Origin of the sequence: Paenibacillus solisilvae (assembly GCF_042656405.1) — a bacterium.
In the GTDB taxonomy this organism is placed as follows: domain Bacteria; phylum Bacillota; class Bacilli; order Paenibacillales; family Paenibacillaceae; genus Paenibacillus_Z; species Paenibacillus_Z solisilvae.
Map to the genome: position 1 here is coordinate 21,121 of NZ_JBHSOW010000014.1, position 17,725 is coordinate 38,845.

Consider the following 17,725-nt stretch of genomic DNA (forward strand, 5'->3'; position numbering starts at 1 on the left):
TGAGGTTAAGTTGACCAGATATTCCAAGAAAACCGAAGAGAAAAAAGAAAAGCCGCTCTCACAAGAGAGCGGTTTATGAGATTTAAAAGATTCGTGTAAATATCGGTTTATTTTTTGGATTCAGGGTACGGTTGGTTTCCTTTGGTTGCCAACCAGATCGCACGGTTGAGTTTATCATTATCAGCGGCATCCGGTTGAGAGAAGTCCATTTGTTTAGAAACTTCGGCCATCGGTGCATTTTGCCCGTTGATGGCATCCAGTGGATAGGTCGGTTGTACAACCGAATAAGGTGCAAAGTTCGGACGATTCGAGAACGCATTCAGCATCGGAATCGCCGAAGCGTCAAACTGGGTCATCGTCTTCATACCCAAAATCATTTCAATTGAGCGATACATTGACATCTGATCGTAAAGGGTACTATCCACTTTCCCTATTTGTGTATACGGACTGATGACGAGAGCTTCCGTACGATGTGCATCGACGTGATCCGCCCCATTTTGGGCATCATCTTCTGAAACAAAGATCGCTGTATCTTTCCAATACTTCGAATGACTCACAATATCGACCAGTTTTCCAAGGGCAAGGTCGTTTTGCGCCACATAGGCTGAAGGTGTGGGGTGGCCCGGCGTTGTACCTTCGGTATGATCGTTCGGTAGCAACATCATTTCAAGCTGCGGCAAGTTGCCGTTTTGTTCAAACTGTTTGAACTCCTTCGCCCATTCGTCTACACGCTGAACATCGGAGACTTTGAAGTTGAAACTTGGATATTGTGGATCTAAATTGTTTCCCATGCTTGGATCTCTTGGCGTCGCGATTCCCGTCTTCTGATCAAAATTTACAAGCTCGCCATAATCACGGAACGATACACCAGAATTCATGGCATTGTTCCATAAATACCCTTGGCTTACTTTGGTCGCTTCATCATCGGTCCCGGCTTTACGGCTGGAGTAATGTGCGAGCCAGCTTTTCTCCGAATAATCATTGGATATCGCCTGATCCATCCATGGATGTCCTTGCTCACTGACCTCTCCATCCGCATAGAAGTTGTCAAGAGTTACAAACTGATTCGCAAGCTTGTGCAGGTTCGGAGTTACCTGTTTGCCAAACTGCGTTAAAGACGGATCGCCATTGCCTTTCCCCAAGTCTCCAAGCACTTGGTCGTATGTGCGATTCTCTTTAATGACGTAAATCACATGTTTAATCGGAGATTCTTGAGCGGCAGAACGAGGTATAGGCGAATTTTTTTCACTTTTTTTGTCCCTTTTTGGGTCGTATACCGGGTTGTTATCATCAACTTGTTTTGAATACTTCTTTAATTGCTGATCATTGGGCACATCAATGAAGGACATAGTGCCTTGAATCATATTTCCAATATATTGATGTTGAGGGTTCGGGCCGGCCCCCAGACCTTTGGCGTTAAGCACCATGAGCTGCTTTCCGTCATCCGTCAGGTATACGCCCGTCGGATACCAAGCGGTAGGGATAAGACCTTTCACGGACGGGGAGGAATGGCGGCTTGTCCCATTACCCAGGTCGACTACGGCAATATCGTTATTTCCAGCATTGGCCACATACAGTGTTTTTCCATCCTTGCTAACCGTAAGAGCATTCGGAGTGCTGCCTGATGGCGCATTGCGGTACGGAGAGAGGGAAATGGTTTGAACCACTTGCTGCTGGTTCGGGTCGACAACAGAAACATTATCGCTATCCGCATTGGCTGCATAGATAAATCCGTTCACCGGATTCTCGGCCAGAGCATTCGGATGCAGTCCAACCGCAACGGTTTTCTTAACGCTTAAATCTTTTGCATTCAGGACGGTGATGCTGCTCTCACCCCAGTTGCTCGCGTATAACGTGCTTCCATCGTTACTGAGAAGTACCGTATACGGGGCTTGCCCGACTGGGGTAGTCCCCTGGATTTGGCCTGTCGTGAGGTCAATGCGGGAGACGGAGTTATTTAAGTTGTTCGCGGTATATAAGAATTTTCCATCTGGGGTGATCGCAAGTCCCTGCGGATAAAATTTGGTGTTGTTTGCATCTTTCATGAGAATAGGGGATTGCTCGGTAAGAGTCCCGTTATTGAACTGAAAAACGCGAATTTTGTCATTGCCGCTCGCAGAAGCGTACAATGTTTTACCATCTGGGCTGAAAACAACGCCAAGAAAGAGCGTTTCTGGACTTGTGTAAGGAATCGTCTGCATGACCTTTTGCTGGGCAATGTCAACGACCTGCAGGGCTTGGGTGCCTTGTCCGTCGTTGGATACCACCATAAACCGGTGATCCGGGCTGATGGCTGCACCCATCGGGAAATCGCCCAATGTCAGCTGTTTACCCGCAGGTGACAAAAACCAACCGTGAGGGGTGACCCCTGTGTTGTCCGACTGCGGGCCTGCCAAAATATTGTAAGAAGCTGCCATGGCTGTTCCGGATCCGACTACCGTTACCGCCAATACAATGGCAGCCATCTTTTTACTGATTTTTTTCATAAGTTCGCTCCTCCTTTTTTTAAAAACAATTTCACAGCAGTTTTGTTTTGACTGCCTCCTTTTACCTCCTTTTCTATAAAATAACTGCTGATCCGTCTAAAGAATAGCACAAAATAATAGAACAAAAATGAGAGGTCTGTTAAGAAAAACGCGACATTTGTACTATGGGGTTTCATCGACTTTCAAAATAATGATAGTACAGCCACCACTACTTATTGAAAGAATAAAGCGGGATTCACAGAAGGGATGAGCACTCGTTAGGCCATCTGAGCAGACCAGCCGGCAGTGGGGCATCTAGCTTCATGTTCCCCGCCATACGGTTAGCTCATGATTTAGTGGAAGCTGGTTATGCGCTGCAACGAGTAGCCGATATTTTAGGTCATGCAAATATCAATTATACCCGCGTTTATACGAAGTCCAGCAGCCAGGAACGGAGAGAAGCCTTAGACAGCCTTTCGTCAATCCAATGAAAAGGGGAGATCATTATGGAAGCAGGAAACGTTCACGCAATCGCAATGGCTTATCAAATTGCAACCTTAACCTATCCGAGTTTTGAGGTCATCGAACTTCTAAGACCGCTTCCATTTTAACGCGTATTAGAGTTGTTATTAATCCTGAGACAATACCCGCGGCCGGTAAAGTCACCTTTAAACTTCTTCGGAGAGCGATACACGAAAATTGGAGCGCAGAAACCATGCCAGAGAAAGTAAACCGGCACATCGAGTATGTTGAAGAAAACTTCTATGTGCGTAAGGGATATTCAATCGATGAAGCCAGAGAAATCGTGCAGAAAAGACGGCGACAAGGTGAGTAGATAGAAGGATTTATTTTTAATCTGTATCAGGCCAATGGCTAAGCTATTCCAGCTAATAGCTTGTCAATATTTAATTATTAATGGTCCATTCATAAGGTGGTATACTTAAAAAAGGGCATGGGAAAGAACCGTCCTACATAGCAAAGACGGTTGATCCATATATATCCATTTCTCGCTTCTTACTCTAAACGGAACGCTTCTTTAGTAGTCAAGATAGCAAAAATCCAGTTATGAGTTTATTCACACAAGCAATTATCGCTACTTTGAACAGCTTTCCTTCAGCACGTTTCTTATCGTAATAATCTCTTAGTTTTTTGTTTCTATTACTACGAATTCCACATCGTACCGCTTGGTACAGGGCAGTACGTAGCCTTCTGGAGCCATGCTTAGTTATTTTATTGATGGTTGCTGTAAATTTGCCTGAAGAAAAAACACTTGGATCTACATCGGCAAAGGCCACCAGCTTCTTTGCGTGATCGAACCGATCGATTTCCCCAATCTCAGCTAAAATTGTTGCAGCAATCTTAGTGCCAATACCGGGTATCGATTGGATTAAATCATATTCAAGTAACTCTTCAAGCCAGGGCTTCTATCGATTTATTAAGGGTTGCTAGATGATCCTGGTATTGAAGAAGCAATTGGATGAGCAGCTGCATGGAGATCAAATGGCTAGGGTAGGCCGTCTCCTTAAAGGGATTTCGCATTGCTGCAGCTACTAAAAATTGAGTGCGTTCCAGACACCACAAAGCGGATTTGCCACGTCCCGTAAGGCGCTGGATGGTTGCAGTAATCTCCTTCTCAGTCATTTCCAAGACCTCTTTAGACGTGGGGTGCACGGCCAGAAACCGAAGGGAAACTTTTGAATAAAGGTCACCAAAGACGCCATGGTATTCAGGAAAAACCTGATCCAGAATCGCTTGGAATTGGAGCTTCACTTGAACATACATACCCGTTAAAGACTCATGCTGGCGCGTGAGATAGCGTAAATTCATGAGATGCTGGCCCCGTTTTTTAAAGGGCTCAAACTCTTCTTTATAAAATAGTGTCCCTAAAAGATGGGCATCAGCAGCATCCGTCTTCAACCGTCGCAAATTGGTTTTCTTGGCGTTATGGGAGATTAAAGGATTAATAACAATGTACAAATACTGGTGTTCATCCAGAAACTGAATAATAGGGCTATGATAATGTCCTGTTGCCTCCATAACGATGGAGGGGCGCATCCCTGAAGCTACTTCAACGCCTCTAATGAAACGTAGAAACGACCCTAACCCCTCAAGGTCATGATTAAACCTGAAGATCTTTCCGTGAAGAATTCCACGATCTAAAAAAGCTTGTGCATGGCTCTCTCCCTTGGACACATCCAACCCAATCACTGGATTCATACCATCCTCCCGAAGCAAATTCACCGGTAACCCCTAACCTTCTTGTCTTCCACACTATCGCATGTGATACGGGATCTACGTCCCAACCAGCCTAACCATGGTTGAACAAGTAGGGGGAATGAACGGAATAGCTCTCGGGATCTAAGTCCCACGGGCAGAAACGTTCGATTCCCGGCTACCGCAATCTTACGGCCACACAAAAAAAAGGTCGACCAGAAAGTAAAATGTACCCTATAGAGTGGACACTTGAAAAAGGTCTGCCCTATAGGGTACTTTTTGTATAACTTATAAAATAGAGAAACCGGAGAAAATTATCAAATGCCAAGAAACTATTTTACCCAGAAAGAAGTAGAATATCTATCCACTAATCCTTATGTCAAATCTGTAAGTAGCAAGGAGATTACGTATACAGATGAGTTTAAAAGAATTTTTATAGCTGAAAATAAAACAGGAAAATCACCAAGACAGATCTTTGAGGAGTATGGTTTTGATGTCGAAGTTATAGGTATTGTCAGAGTAAATAGAGCTGCCCATAGATGGCGTACTGCTTTTAATAAATCAGGAGTGTTAGGCCTTCAGGATATGCGTAAGAGAAATTCTGGGAGACCGATCAAGAGAGAGCTTACTTTAGAAGAAAGAAATGCTCGATTAGAAGCACAAATTAAACTGTTAAAAGCCGAGAATGAATTACTAAAAAAGTTAGACATCCTGGAGAGGGGGCTGCAGGAAAACGAGTAAAAGTCACTGCTGAACAGAAATTCCTTCTGATTCGTTCAGTAATTGAAAAGTACGAGCTTAAGAATATGGTCAGTTTCTTATGCAAAATTTCAGGAGTTTCGCGCTCAGGTTATTATAGTTACATTTCTTCAGATTCCCAGGAAAGAAGAAACAAACGGGAAAAAGAAGACTTAATCCTTAAAGGGAATATTTTAAAAGCCTTTCATTTTAAAGGTCGGAAAAAAGGTGCTCGACAGATTAAGATGACCTTAGAAGGACAATTTCAAATTACGTATAACTTGAAACGGATTCAAAGAATTATGAAGAAGTACAAGATAATTTGTCCTATAAGAAGAACTAACCCGTATCTGAAAATGTTGAAAGCTTCTCAAGAACACTCTGTACTCCCGAACTTATTAAACAGAGAATTTAAACAGGAAGTTCCAGGAAAAGTATTACTCACCGATATTACATATCTCTATTATGGTAATGGCCAGAAGGCTTTTTTATCTACCATTAAAGACAGTTCAACGAATGAAATTCTTGCCTATAATGTTTCCAATCGAATGACATTAGATTTAGTAACGGATACATATTAGTAAAGTTGAAGAGGAATAAACGAGTAAAGTTTGCAGCAGGTGCAATTATCCATTCTGACCAAGGGGCACACTATACAAGTCCCACTTTCCAAAAATACGTACGAAAATTAGGGCTTGGACAATCAATGTCAAGGAAAGGCAATTGCTGGGATAACGCTCCACAGGAGTCCTTCTTTGGTCATTTCAAAGATGAAGCTTATATTAAACCCTGTAACACCTTAGAAGAACTTAAAAAGGAAATAAGAGATTATATGACTTACTATAACAATTTCCGTTACCAATGGAATTTAAAGAAGATGACCCCTGTAGAATACAGAAATCATCTTCTTTGTGTAGCCTAACCTTTTTTAAATGTCCTTTACATAGGGTACATTTTAAAGATCTGGTGACCTCATAATACGAACGGGCAGATTTGCGTAGTAAATCGTGCACTAATATATGGTATGATGGTTTTAGAAAGACGTCGATGTATCCAGATATAGAAGCTGATCATTAGTTCAGAAAGCGAGGCTGAATTATGAAGTTCATTTTACGTCAGCTCGCATTTATCGTCGTTATCATGAGTTTGTTATCACTCTTCACTGGTTGTACGGATGGCAATAACAATAATGAGTTTACCGAAATAGGAAATGGCTTAGCCAAGAGTCTCAATCAACTAAGGGACGAACCTGGTATTACTCTTACAGGGTTTTCAAGTAATCCTGATAAAAATTTATTCAACGTAGGAATTGGCATTGACCCTAACAAAATAACAACTGAACATTTGAAGCAAGCTTTCGATTCCTATCTCAAGAACGCTGCTTCGTATACTCACGTGAAAGACTCAACGAAAATGCTGGAACCCTACAATTTACGCATTGAAGAGCTTGGCGTCGACAAGGATAAATTTCCTGTTATAGCTGTAAAAGACGCTGGTTCTAACGAAATTAAATGGAATGAAATAAAGTACGCTGATAAAGAAAAATCTGCAAAGGCAATATATTTAGTTCCAAAAAGTGGTGCTCAACTTACTTATGCCGAGTTAAGAAAACACCCCGAGATAACTGTCGTATATAATTTCAAAGATTTAAAAGACAGAACCAGTGAAGGTGTGGCAATTTGGATTGATAAAGGTGCCATAAATCTTGTGGAACAAAAGTGGTTACATCAAGACCCTCAAAGATACAATCCACTGGTGGTAATTGGGTATAGTGATGCTTTATATTCTTTTAGGGAAAAAATATCGGGTTTCGGCATTCAGGGACCTCATATTGATTGGAGTAAGCAAAAATTAAATGGGGGTTAGTATCTGGAAGCTAAAAGAAGCAACTAACACCTCTACCTCTGCATTCATGAAGGGATATGATGTACCTTTGAGTGTAGAAGGTATTCTTTTAAAATCAAATATGCTTCTTGAAAATCAATACCCAGAATAAATCTTATTGAAGTAACGGGCACTTTAGTTTAACGATGGAGCAGTTTGCCGCGGCAACTGCTCCTTACTGTTTATTAAGCTAAAGGGCAGATTCAAGCAACTTACCAGGTTTATCCCGATGGATCTGCGGTGCGCAGAGAATTGTTCTTCGAATTCCGGGTAAAATAACCAAAAATGAATTGAGGCTAAGTAATGAAAATGATTCTCTTGTCCATCATGATCTTGACCGCTAATAGCTCACTATGAAAAAACAGGCGGCAGTTTCGGAACGGATTATCTCAAATCGAACAAAAGGATTTAAGCGTATCAACGGACCTGTCTGTTACTGACAAAGATATCAGGCTCACTGTCGAGGATATATTTTATGATGGTATCCAAATTGTTGTCAGTTATGAGGTTGAATATCTTAAAAAGAAGGAAAAGATAAGCGAAGAAGACGCAGCTGTCTATTACGATCTCAAAATTGAAGGAGCACGGCCAACTATGATTTCCACTCATGTATTTACTATTACCGGGGACCATACCTTCGTAGGGACAACCGTGATCAATACTTCGCCTCTGCCAGAGCATCCAAAATTGAACATGCTTGTCAGTCGGGTGGCAAAAACGGATGGTACGTGGAATGTTTCGATTCCTTTATCGATGGAAAAGATATCTAACCATATTAAAACATTCCGTCCGCAAATATCAGCATCTATTGGAAACAAGAAATTTACCATAGAAAAGATAATTTCAACTCCGGTGACGACTCAATTCCTGATTAAAACAAAGTACACAGGAGAATTGTTTTATACACTTAAAGACGATAAAGGATTGCCTTTTGTGCCAGCAGGGGGAGGAATGGGAGGAGGTGGAGAAGAGCTTGTGAATTTTGGTCCTCTTTCTGCTGCCAACCCCAAGCCTCAGTATATAACTTTGGTAGTTCATGAAAAAAAATGAGTCGACGATGGAAGTGAAAATTCCATTAGAGTGGTAACTTCTATTATTGCCGATACCATAACCGGCAGTCCGGTTTATCAAGGGACGATTGCTCTCAAGGAACCAGGTCGATGTCCCGTGAAGACGGTCCGTGATTTGATGATTAATTGTTTGTAGTAAAGTGAGATTTAAGGGGATCCCTTTATGGACTCTTATCGAAATTGCAACTGTCCTACGGGAATACGAAAGCTATTGTTACCAGATTTCGTATTACCTGCTGCAGAAAGAAAGCAGCGCAATCGAAGCGGCGAAGCAAGCGCTGCTGGAGCTGGCGCGCACTCCCTGCTTCATGACTGAGTCCGCGGAGGAGCGGCAGCGGCACGCGAAGCTTACTGCCGTTAAACATGCTTTAACTGTCAATTGAATCGTGTGATTCAATTTGATGAAGGTGTTGGTTGCTGTATGCAAGTACATTTTTGTGCGAAAGCGCAAGGAGCAGAACTTTCCATCAATTCATTTGATTATTGAGTGATCAAATCGTTGAATTGAGGTACGGATACCATGGTTCAACGATGCCGCGGCGAACCAGTCCTTTGAGGGGAGGGCACTGAAATTCACAGCCTAGTATTTGGATACTGCCGAGATCAATGTCTCGGCAGTTATTTTTGTCGCTTCAGTTTAACTAATCACCGCGTTAATGTAGTATAATATAGTAACATTACTACCGGTGAGGTGCTCTATGCTAGGACCTAGGACAAACGGGAAGAAAACCATTATGTGCACCGGGGTTCATAGATGAAGTAAGTGAAATCGTCCAGAAGAGCCGACGTGAAGGAAAATAGATCAATAAAAAAGTCCTCGTGTTGAAGGGCTTTTTTCATGCGTTCGATCTTTAAACCAAATTATGGAAATTATAAAATGGAGAGTAAGAGAAAGAAATGATGGGAAGAGATAGCTTAATAACGTATAGGATCACACCGATTAGCAGCAGTGAAGAGCAGCATCAGGGATACTATAAAGCATTGGTTGAAAATGGAATCCCGGTTAAAAGTCAATATATCCATATTATAAAAAAATGAAATATTGCAATAATTTAACTGACAACGTTCAGTTTACGACGGCAACCAGCATCGATTCTTTAAAGGCATTGGTGACACGCTTTGCTAATAACAAAGAGATCACTAAAGCCGATGTTACCACTAATCTGCTGGCTAAATTGGCAAACAACGATCTGAAAGGCTTTATGAATGATGTGAAGGCTCAAAGCGGGAAGAGCATCACAAGCAAAGCGGCTCAATATTTGCTGCGAGACGCTCAATATTTATTGACACAAAAGTAGAGCAATTCAAGAGTTTGAAACTAAAAGAATAAACGCAGATGTCATCACATTAGCGAAATGTAGGATGGATCGGTAATGAAACGGGGGGAGATCAATTTTCTCCCCCTCATCGATTTGGACGATTAATGGTACCAAAGGTGTAATAAAGCTGCATTTCCCAATTGACCTAATTGCTGTTCATTATCATATTATCATCTAGGAGCTAATACGCATGCCATCCACAATTTCTCGACTCAGTCTTTTCGTCGTAACGGCAATTTGCTTTCTTCTTATCGTATTCATTTTATCGACAATCGACATTTCCCAGCTATCCTTCAATTCGACCGAGCAACTTCAATCCTTCAAAACATTGTTCATAAGCATTTTGTTGGAAGCGATCCCGTTCATCTTGCTGGGCGTTTTGCTTTCCGCCCTGATTCAAAGCTTTGTCTCCGAGCAAATGCATCAAAGACGAATATATTGGCATTTCGCAGGATGAGAAGAACGAAGTCTTTCAAAATGTGAATTTGTAAAGGGCGATGCGGCATGATCGTACCAGCCGTCGGAATCGTCATAAGCAATGATAAAGGCTGTGTTTCCACTCCGGCAGTTTTTGCAAATGATTAATGGTGTCGACAACGAAATGCTGTTCGTTCAGCGGATCGGAATATCCGGCGTGGCCGTCTTGATGCTTTCAGATAACTTACGGCCGGAAAATTGCCTGCGTCCGCCGCACTCCAAAAGTCCTGCTGATCGTACTGATGGTTCGCTTGATCCGTTTTGCCGACCATATTTACCGAAGACGACGGCAAATGATCCGGATTCGAAGTCGATTTGTAATATTGGAACGGTTGATGGTGATTAGCCGCATTCGGATTGTGCGCGAGTCAAACCGTTGACTTTGGGCGTATTCGGCAAAGCAGCGGCTCACCCGAGGGGTTGGCTGCGTTCGGATTTGTACCAAAGTAGTGGTCAAAGGAAACATTTTCTTGGAAGATCACAACTACATGTTTAATAGGTGTTGTCGTATCCGATTTGTCTGCGTTACATTTTATATCCGGTTAACAAATGGGTGATATCCTTAGAAGGTGTTAAGAAAATTAGAAAGGTAGTGGGGAAATGAAAAGATTGAAACCGACGAAGCTTATAGCACCCGCTTTGGGACTTGCTCTATTAGTGCCATCGCTTTTTCCCGGTGTCGCTCAAGCAGAGGCAAGTAAGAAGATTAAATCAATAGAATTCATAGGTATGGCGGCTCCTGTAACAGCGGAGGACATGGCCAAAGCATATTCGGGAGCATCAGTTCATGTTACTTTTACGAACGGGACTGTACAAAACTTTCCACTGTCATATAAAACGTTGTTTAAATCTAACGATGTCATTAACGGAACACCAGCAGGACTAGCAGTTGATGTTTATGGAAAACCGATCATGGATAACAGTGTTCCCGATAAGCCCGTGCCTTATGTATCCGACGGGCCGGACTCCAACAGTCTGCTCAGCGTTAAAGGCGCCAAAAAAACTGAGCTTGGTGGAAATCCGCTTTCGCTGCTTACTCATTATGAATACATCACACGCGACAATGCTGGCCAAGGCGCTTACGGCATGATCCCGGCATCCATGAGCTTGAGCACGATCGACCAGAACAAAAAGAACGGTGAACTGAAAGTTACGAATGTGAAAAAGGTCGACTTTTCTGCTGTAGGGGGCTTATGGATTCCTTGTAATGGGTCTTTAACGCCTTGGAACACTCATCTTAGCAGTGAAGAATACGAAGCGGATGCTCGTGCGTTCGAAAAAGATGCTAAGCAAACTTATGTCGGATCTTTCACAAAACACTATTATCAAGATGACAATAAAGTCGGAAATCCTTACGCCAACGGCTATATCCCTGAAGTGACGGTACACGCGGATAACACGACATCGGTTGTAAAGCATTACAGCATGGGACGCTTCTCTCATGAGCTGGGTAAAGTTGCTCCGGATCGCAGAACGGTGTTGTTCGGCGACGACGGCGGAAATACGATGATGTTCATGTATGTTGCTGATAAAACTGAAAACCTTTCTGCAGGAACGCTTTTTGCTGCAAAATGGTTGCAAACGAGTGACAAAGACGGCGGAGCAGCTGATCTTCAGTGGATCAAACTTGGACATGCTTCCGACAGTGAGATCAAAACTTATATCGATAAAGGCATTAAATTTAGCGATATTTTTGATACAGCGGATAAAGACACTGAAGGATTTACGAAAATCAAAACGTACCCAAGCGGTAAAAACGAGTGGTTGAAAGTCAAGCCAGGTATGGAAAAAGCGGCAGCATTTATGGAATCCCGCAGATATGGTGCTGTTCTAGGCGCTACTTCCGAGTTCAACAAAATGGAAGGCGTGACCGTCAACGAGAAAGACAAAAAATTGTATATTGCAATGTCTTATGTTGAAAAGAGCATGGAAAAAGACGCTAAAGGGGAAGACCCAGCAGATCATATTCAGCTTCCGAAAATGAAATCTGGTGCAACCTACGAGCTTTCCCTGCAAGGCAGCCAGAAAGATTCGAGCCAAGCTGTTATTAACAGCAACTATGTTCCTGCAACGATGAAGGCGTTGATTATCGGTGAAGATCTGGCCAAAGCAGATGAGAAAGGCAATACGGCTGCAGTTGATAAAGTGGCAAACCCGGACAACATTTCTTTCTCGCAAAATCTAAGAACATTATTTATCGGTGAAGACAGCGGCATGCATGCGAATAACTTCATGTGGGCTTATAACGTGGATACTAAAAAACTGTCTCGCATTATGTCCGTTCCAGCAGGTGCAGAAGCAACCGGGCTGCAAATGGTCGATGATTTGAACGGATTTAGCTATATTATGAGCAACCTTCAACATCCTGGTGATGAGATGATTATTCCTGAACCGTTGAAATCTGAGGTAGACAGCTATATCAATAAATTCTGGGATAACAAAAAGGCAGGTTCGGTAGGATATATTAGCGGACTTCCTTCACTTGCTAAGTTGACTGGTTCTAATGGGAACATTAATAATGATAACCATAATGAAAGAAAAAAAGGCCAAGTTGTTGTACGTGAAGTTGCCGAAGCCAATGGCGCCAATTTGAAATGGAACCAAGCGGAGCGCATCCTTACGGTTACCCTGAACGGAAAAATCCTTTCTATCAACACGAAAACTAGTGAGGTTACGATCAACGGGAGCAAAGTCCAGCTGCAGGGTAAAGTGGCACTGGTAAACGGTAGAGTATTGTTTCCTGCAGATATCATGGATGAGTTTATTAAACAGTAATCAATAAAAGAAGTACAAAGAACTGCCAGCGAGTTATCATCTGGCAGTTTTTTGTATTCGTTAAGGCAAATGGCAATCATGCATGAAGCCGGGCTGTAACTGCACACGTCATGTCGTTCAATTTATAAGTGAACGTCAAATAGGCCCCGTTCTGACCGCTAGGTGGGGCCTATTTGACGTTTACAGGTACAGATATGTCATTAAGCTCCCGTGGAAGAACGCAATTACTTCCATAATTTGTGGTGTCGCGTGAGCGAATCCGGTACATGACTAAGGCGGCCACTGCGGTTCAGGAACCTGCTAGCTTTTGACTTGCACTTATAATTGATCTAAACCTTTACATGGTATTTCCTCCACTTGTTCCAATCGAAGATCATTTGTAACAAAAACATCCGCTTGTGCAATGATGGCGGATGCGATCACAAGCGCATCCGGTGTTTTCATTCCGTATTTTCCACGTAGAAAAGCGGCCCGTTCGGCAACCGTATTGTCAATGGGCACAACCGAAAGATTTGGGAAATGGGCGAAAAGCAGCTTGTACTGCTTCTCTAAAGCCAGATTCCCATCCCGAATCGGTTTCACGAGGATCTCGGTCAATGAAATGGTCGAAGCAACGGCTGAATACGCTCCTTCCTCAATTTGCTCGAGCAGCCACTTAGCTTTCTCACCAAATTCAGGATGTTGCTCAAACACATAAATAAAAATGTTTGTGTCCAACGCGATTTTCTTAAATGAAGAGGGGGAGGAGGCATTCACCAGTTTTCTCGCTCCTTCCGAACATAGTCATCACTTGGTTCATCCGTCCATAACTCTTTTCCAAGTCCCCAAAGTTTGTCGGAAAATGATTTTGGCTTTGGCATCACAATGATTTCGTCACGAACCTCATCATACTGCCATAACAGTTTATCACCAACTGACAATTTTGCTTTCACACGTATTTCTTCAGGGATTGTAATCTGATACTTCGTCCGAATTTCGCTTTCCAATTTCAATATATGCTCCATATCACACCATCCTTTATTTCGTCTTACTACTATTCATTTTATCACACTTATGATGATTTAATTCAACCTTTAAACCAGAGGACAAGACACGTCACAGAATATCCCTTCTGTGCTCTTAATTGTGCTATAATGACGATAATAGGACACTCAGGGAGGTGCTTAAATGAGACAAAACACGACACGGAAGAATTTTTCGGTCTATGATCCTGAGGAGGACCGATTGACGCTTTGGAAAGAGCGCTACATGGGGATGGAAATATCAGGGGACCGGAAGCGAGAAGTCGAAAAAAAGATTGATCTGCAGCTGAGCCGGTTCATTGACTTCTTTCGGGACCGGTACGGATATGAAAAAGTAACGGCTGTTGTAAAACGGGATGTTACGGCGTGGTTCGAGCAGCTGTATAGTCCACCCGAAAAGGGAGGGGAGGGATATGCGCCGGCCACCGTGAACAATCACCAGGCTGCCCTCTCACGGTTTATGAAATGGCTTCGGGTTCGTGCACCTCAACTGCTGTCGGAAGATCCCACCAAAGGGATCCGTGAGATCATGCTGCCGGACCCTAAGCCGCGGACGCTGACTTCCGAACAAATCCTGACACTTAAAAACATTTGTGACCGGCTCGAGCGGTTTCACCTCAAAAAGGACCGGCGCCGGATGAAAGGAAAAATGGAACTCAAAACACATGCGCGTCCGCGGCGCGATCGGGCGATCGTTTACGTCCTGCTTTCGACGGGGCTACGCCGAGAGGAACTGGTGAATCTGAACTTGGATCAAGTCGAACCTAGTGACCCTATGCAGCTGCGTGCATCTCGAAGTGCAAAGATCGTCCGGATTCGCGGAAAGGGAAAAACGGAAGGAACCGAGTACTTGTCGGCTGATGCAAGGGCTGCCCTGGCCGATTATTTGGAATTCGAGAGGCATCTGGATCATGCGGAGGAAACGATTTCCTTGTTCTTAAGTGCGATAGGAACACCAGCTCGAATAATAGATGGCCGGCTGTATCCCAGATCCATTAACCGAATCCTTGAGCAAATCGGTAAATGGCACGATGCAGAACAGAAAGATCTGGAGCGCCAGATTTCACCGCTGCGTCCGCATGACTTGCGCCATACCTTTGCCAATGAATTGGCCAAACATCCGGATGTGACAGAGCAAGATTTGGAACGGCTCTTACGCCACCGAAATAAACGGTATTTAACGATTTATACGAGGCCGCCGGAAGCCACGTCTGCGGGGTTTGTCGAGAAGTTGTAGTACCAATCAGTGAACAAAGAATATCTCTTATAAGCTTTTATAATTAAACCCATTTATAATTAACCCCGTTGACAGAATGACGGTAAAAGAAATCGTTCTCAGTATTGACTCGGACAGGATTCGTGCGGAATCACCCGAACTGTACGATTGGTTAAAAGAAGGATGGAAAAAAGAAAAATAAGAACTTTTTCAAGCTTGTCAGCGCGGACACAGTAATGTTAAATATAACCGCTTAAGCTAATTCCATGAGATGCTACAATTAGCACTAATAAAGTGCGGAGGATGAGTCAACACGTGTTCAAAAAACTTGAGGAATCCGTATCGAAAGTACCTTATATCCGACTTGGCAGTTTCCTCCTTCTTGTTATCACATTAATTGTTATATTTATGATTGTAACGCCGATACCGGGATTATTATTTTTCTTATTTTCAGGTTTATTTTTAATTGTTGAGGGATTACATCGTTCCGGTGTGTGGATCGGATGGAAGTTTCTTATTGACTGGGTTTTGCCCGATGACTTACTGCGAATTAACTTCTTCATTCTGGTAAAAAAATTGATGATTATTATAATTAGACTCTCAATTATTATGATTGGACTTTATTTTTTGTCATTTGGTTTGGCCTTTTTCGTTGGCGCTTTGACTAACAGATAACGATAGTCCAGAACTAACCGCCTAATGATAAGGCGGTTTTTCTTATGTTCAGAATTCAACAATCAAGAATAACAGAGACTTCCGCTAAAGAAATACCTAAAGTAATCAAGATTCATTACGCTAAACATTTCTGTAGAGCCTAAGAAATGGGCTTTGTAAAAAAGGGAGCGCCTCGGTATGATGGGTTTGTCGACAACACATCAAGGAGGCGCTCTTACTATGAAGTTTAAGCAATCAGACGCACAAAATCAACGGATTGAACAAATTACCACCTCGCATCTCGTCGTAGGAATTGACATGGCCAAAGAAACGCATGTGGCACAGTCCACAAATTTCCGAGGCATTGCCGGAGGTATTACAGGTACAGAGAAGGCTGCACAGCTCATCGCACAGGCGAAACGTAGTGTGGGAGAACGAACTGCTGTAGAAGAAGCGAGGGCAGATTTAAAACGGCTCATTGAAGAATATGAGCGCGTTACCACCATGCTTGAACAGATTGAAAAGGACATCGAAGCACTGCTTGCTGAGATTCCTATGGCGCAGCAGCTTCGCACCATAAAAGGTCTCGGGAAGATCTTCACCGCGGCTATTTTAGCTGGCACAGGAGATTTAAGGCAGTATGCGCATGGACGTCAGGTATTGCGGAAGGCTGGCCTGAATTTGGCCGAAAGTACGTCTGGAAAGCGAAAAGGACGCATTGTTCTTTCGAAGCGAGGAGACTCTGCCTTGCGAAAATATCTCTATCTTGCAACTGTTCAGCTCGTTTGGAATAATCCCGTTTTCCGTCATTTGCATGAGCACAATCTGCAAGAAAAGAAGATGAAAAAGCAACAATCCAAATTTAAGCTAATAGGAAAGCTGGCACGAATTTAGTTGGAATTGTTCAACGAGGAGAAACGTTTACGCCAGAGAAAACCCTTCTGACTTGGACAGAAGCAGCTTAAGTTAAGATGAATCACGTATATTGACTCATTCGCGGGATTTCACAAAGAAAGCACGGAGGACCGAGTTCGTGTCCCATAAGGGCTCAGACCCATCCGCTAAACGCTATCGGTCTCCACACCTTGGACAGGTATAACGAAGGAATGTAAGGGCATTGACCCGTTGAGTTGTGGGAGGGTGAACCTCCAGGGATCATGTGGAGTATGCGTGCAGTAGAGATAGCCTGGGGAATATTTCCTGAGTGTTCCTCTATTTCCGCATGCTCAGCCCACCACCTCAACGGGGGCATCAACTGCGTTGCTTCCTGAGATGGACTTGATCCAAGGTGACGAAATCCTGCGAATGAGTGAGTATATGTGAGATAAACCCTTAAAAATGAGGGATGGGACACGATAGCTGAATAACAAAAATGAGAAGGCAGCCAGTTCAATCGGCTGCCTTTTCCCCGTTAACGGGCAGGAAAGTTGAATTAAAAGGCGTTACTATTGGGAATATTAGCAAATGATTGAATGAGTAAAAAAATTATTTGGTGATTACGGGTAGGTGTGAAACATGCGTATTGAAACTCATATAAAAAATACTCCAATGCTACTTCTTTTCGCACTGCTTTATATTATCGTATTTGGCTTTTGGTTAAGAAAAAGGATTATTTCGTACGATTTTAAAAATAGAAGTAAATTTTTCTTCTTGTTGGACAACTTTGAGTTGATTGGTGCTGTTCTTATAGGTATAGGGTTACTACTTATGTGCGTTTCTTGAACATGAAAATCGCCGTTCACTGGCAAATATAGCCAAATTCAAGACTTAGAATCTGGAAACAACGCTTAAGCAGATCGAGCAGCGTGATCTACTCCTGCAGAGGCCTTGTAAACCAAAATTAATAATCGGATTACGCCGGTGAATGTGCCGGAGCCTAAGCCCGGTAAAT

At 42.9% G+C, this 17,725-nt stretch carries 14 protein-coding genes and 4 pseudogenes; 12 read left to right on the plus strand and 6 right to left on the minus strand.

Features of this window, described 5'->3' with window-relative positions; genetic code table 11:
- Window positions 1–107 precede the first annotated feature (107 nt).
- Window positions 108–2,486: a bifunctional YncE family protein/alkaline phosphatase family protein gene (locus tag ACFPYJ_RS02700; RefSeq protein ID WP_379186505.1), complete on the minus strand. Its 2,379-nt coding sequence runs from the start codon at window positions 2,484–2,486 to the stop codon at window positions 108–110.
- A 302-nt stretch (window positions 2,487–2,788) separates the two neighbouring features.
- Here ACFPYJ_RS02700 and ACFPYJ_RS02705 point away from each other — a divergent pair, with 302 nt between their 5' ends.
- Window positions 2,789–2,956 carry a tyrosine-type recombinase/integrase gene (locus ACFPYJ_RS02705; RefSeq protein WP_379186506.1) on the plus strand — a complete coding sequence of 56 codons (168 nt, stop codon included), beginning with the start codon at window positions 2,789–2,791 and terminating at the stop codon, window positions 2,954–2,956.
- Window positions 2,957–3,479: 523 nt separating this feature from the next.
- On the opposite strand, the pseudogene ACFPYJ_RS02710 reads toward ACFPYJ_RS02705, so the two are convergent.
- Window positions 3,480–4,682 (minus strand): annotated as a pseudogene (locus ACFPYJ_RS02710) (IS110 family RNA-guided transposase).
- Window positions 4,683–5,000: 318 nt separating this feature from the next.
- Here ACFPYJ_RS02710 and ACFPYJ_RS02715 point away from each other — a divergent pair.
- From ACFPYJ_RS02715 to ACFPYJ_RS02740, 6 genes and pseudogenes are all read left to right on the plus strand, one after another.
- Window positions 5,001–6,339 (plus strand): annotated as a pseudogene (locus ACFPYJ_RS02715) (IS3 family transposase).
- A gap of 176 nt (window positions 6,340–6,515) precedes the next feature.
- Complete coding sequence (locus ACFPYJ_RS02720; protein WP_379186507.1) at window positions 6,516–7,283, plus strand: hypothetical protein; 768 nt, start codon at window positions 6,516–6,518, stop codon at window positions 7,281–7,283.
- Between the two features lie 411 nt (window positions 7,284–7,694).
- Window positions 7,695–7,802: pseudogene (locus ACFPYJ_RS02725) on the plus strand (DUF4179 domain-containing protein); the annotation flags it as partial.
- A gap of 93 nt (window positions 7,803–7,895) precedes the next feature.
- Window positions 7,896–8,351, plus strand: coding sequence for a DUF5643 domain-containing protein (locus tag ACFPYJ_RS02730; protein WP_379186508.1), 456 nt, complete (start codon window positions 7,896–7,898; stop codon window positions 8,349–8,351).
- A gap of 1,129 nt (window positions 8,352–9,480) precedes the next feature.
- Complete coding sequence (locus tag ACFPYJ_RS02735; RefSeq protein WP_379186509.1) at window positions 9,481–9,669, plus strand: hypothetical protein; 189 nt, start codon at window positions 9,481–9,483, stop codon at window positions 9,667–9,669.
- 346 nt (window positions 9,670–10,015) lie between these two features.
- Window positions 10,016–10,126, plus strand: a pseudogene (locus ACFPYJ_RS02740) (permease); the annotation flags it as partial.
- On the opposite strand, the gene ACFPYJ_RS02745 reads toward ACFPYJ_RS02740, so the two are convergent.
- On the minus strand, window positions 10,114–10,287 hold the full coding sequence (locus ACFPYJ_RS02745; protein WP_379186510.1) for an alkaline phosphatase family protein: 174 nt from the start codon (window positions 10,285–10,287) through the stop codon (window positions 10,114–10,116). The pseudogene ACFPYJ_RS02740 and the gene ACFPYJ_RS02745 overlap by 13 nt on opposite strands.
- Between ACFPYJ_RS02745 and ACFPYJ_RS02750 the strand changes: the two genes are divergently transcribed.
- Window positions 10,268–10,513 carry a hypothetical protein gene (locus tag ACFPYJ_RS02750; RefSeq protein WP_379186520.1) on the plus strand — a complete coding sequence of 82 codons (246 nt, stop codon included), beginning with the start codon at window positions 10,268–10,270 and terminating at the stop codon, window positions 10,511–10,513. The genes ACFPYJ_RS02745 and ACFPYJ_RS02750 overlap by 20 nt on opposite strands.
- Before the next feature lie 22 nt (window positions 10,514–10,535).
- Here ACFPYJ_RS02750 and ACFPYJ_RS02755 read toward each other — a convergent pair whose 3' ends face one another.
- A complete protein-coding gene (locus ACFPYJ_RS02755) occupies window positions 10,536–10,703 on the minus strand; it encodes an alkaline phosphatase family protein (RefSeq protein ID WP_465263351.1) in 168 nt (55 codons plus the stop codon).
- Between the two features lie 64 nt (window positions 10,704–10,767).
- On the opposite strand from ACFPYJ_RS02755, the gene ACFPYJ_RS02760 reads away from it, so the two are divergent.
- A complete protein-coding gene (locus tag ACFPYJ_RS02760; RefSeq protein WP_379186512.1) occupies window positions 10,768–12,942 on the plus strand; it encodes an alkaline phosphatase PhoX in 2,175 nt (724 codons plus the stop codon).
- Between the two features lie 318 nt (window positions 12,943–13,260).
- On the opposite strand, the gene ACFPYJ_RS02765 is transcribed toward ACFPYJ_RS02760, so the two are convergent.
- Window positions 13,261–13,698 carry a type II toxin-antitoxin system VapC family toxin gene (locus tag ACFPYJ_RS02765; RefSeq protein WP_379186513.1) on the minus strand — a complete coding sequence of 146 codons (438 nt, stop codon included), beginning with the start codon at window positions 13,696–13,698 and terminating at the stop codon, window positions 13,261–13,263.
- Window positions 13,695–13,946: an AbrB/MazE/SpoVT family DNA-binding domain-containing protein gene (locus ACFPYJ_RS02770; protein ID WP_379186514.1), complete on the minus strand. Its 252-nt coding sequence runs from the start codon at window positions 13,944–13,946 to the stop codon at window positions 13,695–13,697. The genes ACFPYJ_RS02765 and ACFPYJ_RS02770 overlap by 4 nt, the downstream gene beginning before the upstream one ends.
- Window positions 13,947–14,109: 163 nt before the next feature.
- On the opposite strand from ACFPYJ_RS02770, the gene ACFPYJ_RS02775 reads away from it, so the two are divergent.
- The 3 genes from ACFPYJ_RS02775 (at window position 14,110) to ACFPYJ_RS02785 (ending at window position 16,728) form a co-directional block, all read left to right on the plus strand.
- Window positions 14,110–15,201 (plus strand): tyrosine-type recombinase/integrase, encoded by a 1,092-nt coding sequence (locus tag ACFPYJ_RS02775; protein ID WP_379186515.1) that lies wholly within the window; start codon window positions 14,110–14,112, stop codon window positions 15,199–15,201.
- Window positions 15,202–15,495: 294 nt separating this feature from the next.
- Window positions 15,496–15,855, plus strand: coding sequence for a hypothetical protein (locus ACFPYJ_RS02780; protein ID WP_379186516.1), 360 nt, complete (start codon window positions 15,496–15,498; stop codon window positions 15,853–15,855).
- Between the two features lie 219 nt (window positions 15,856–16,074).
- Window positions 16,075–16,728, plus strand: coding sequence for a transposase (locus tag ACFPYJ_RS02785; protein WP_379186517.1), 654 nt, complete (start codon window positions 16,075–16,077; stop codon window positions 16,726–16,728).
- Window positions 16,729–17,725 lie beyond the last annotated feature (997 nt).

What these genes read in the sequence shown, in the direction of transcription:
- ACFPYJ_RS02720 (WP_379186507.1), top strand. Translation starts at nt 6,516, where the DNA reads ATGAAGTTCATTTTACGTCAGCTCGCATTTATCGTCGTTATCATGAGT.
- ACFPYJ_RS02760 (WP_379186512.1), top strand. Translation starts at nt 10,768, where the DNA reads ATGAAAAGATTGAAACCGACGAAGCTTATAGCACCCGCTTTGGGACTT.
- ACFPYJ_RS02775 (WP_379186515.1), top strand. Translation starts at nt 14,110, where the DNA reads ATGAGACAAAACACGACACGGAAGAATTTTTCGGTCTATGATCCTGAG.
- ACFPYJ_RS02700 (WP_379186505.1), bottom strand. Translation starts at nt 2,486, where the DNA reads ATGAAAAAAATCAGTAAAAAGATGGCTGCCATTGTATTGGCGGTAACG.
- ACFPYJ_RS02705 (WP_379186506.1), top strand. Translation starts at nt 2,789, where the DNA reads ATGTTCCCCGCCATACGGTTAGCTCATGATTTAGTGGAAGCTGGTTAT.
- ACFPYJ_RS02770 (WP_379186514.1), bottom strand. Translation starts at nt 13,946, where the DNA reads ATGGAGCATATATTGAAATTGGAAAGCGAAATTCGGACGAAGTATCAG.
- ACFPYJ_RS02730 (WP_379186508.1), top strand. Translation starts at nt 7,896, where the DNA reads ATGATTTCCACTCATGTATTTACTATTACCGGGGACCATACCTTCGTA.
- ACFPYJ_RS02750 (WP_379186520.1), top strand. Translation starts at nt 10,268, where the DNA reads ATGATTAATGGTGTCGACAACGAAATGCTGTTCGTTCAGCGGATCGGA.
- ACFPYJ_RS02785 (WP_379186517.1), top strand. Translation starts at nt 16,075, where the DNA reads ATGAAGTTTAAGCAATCAGACGCACAAAATCAACGGATTGAACAAATT.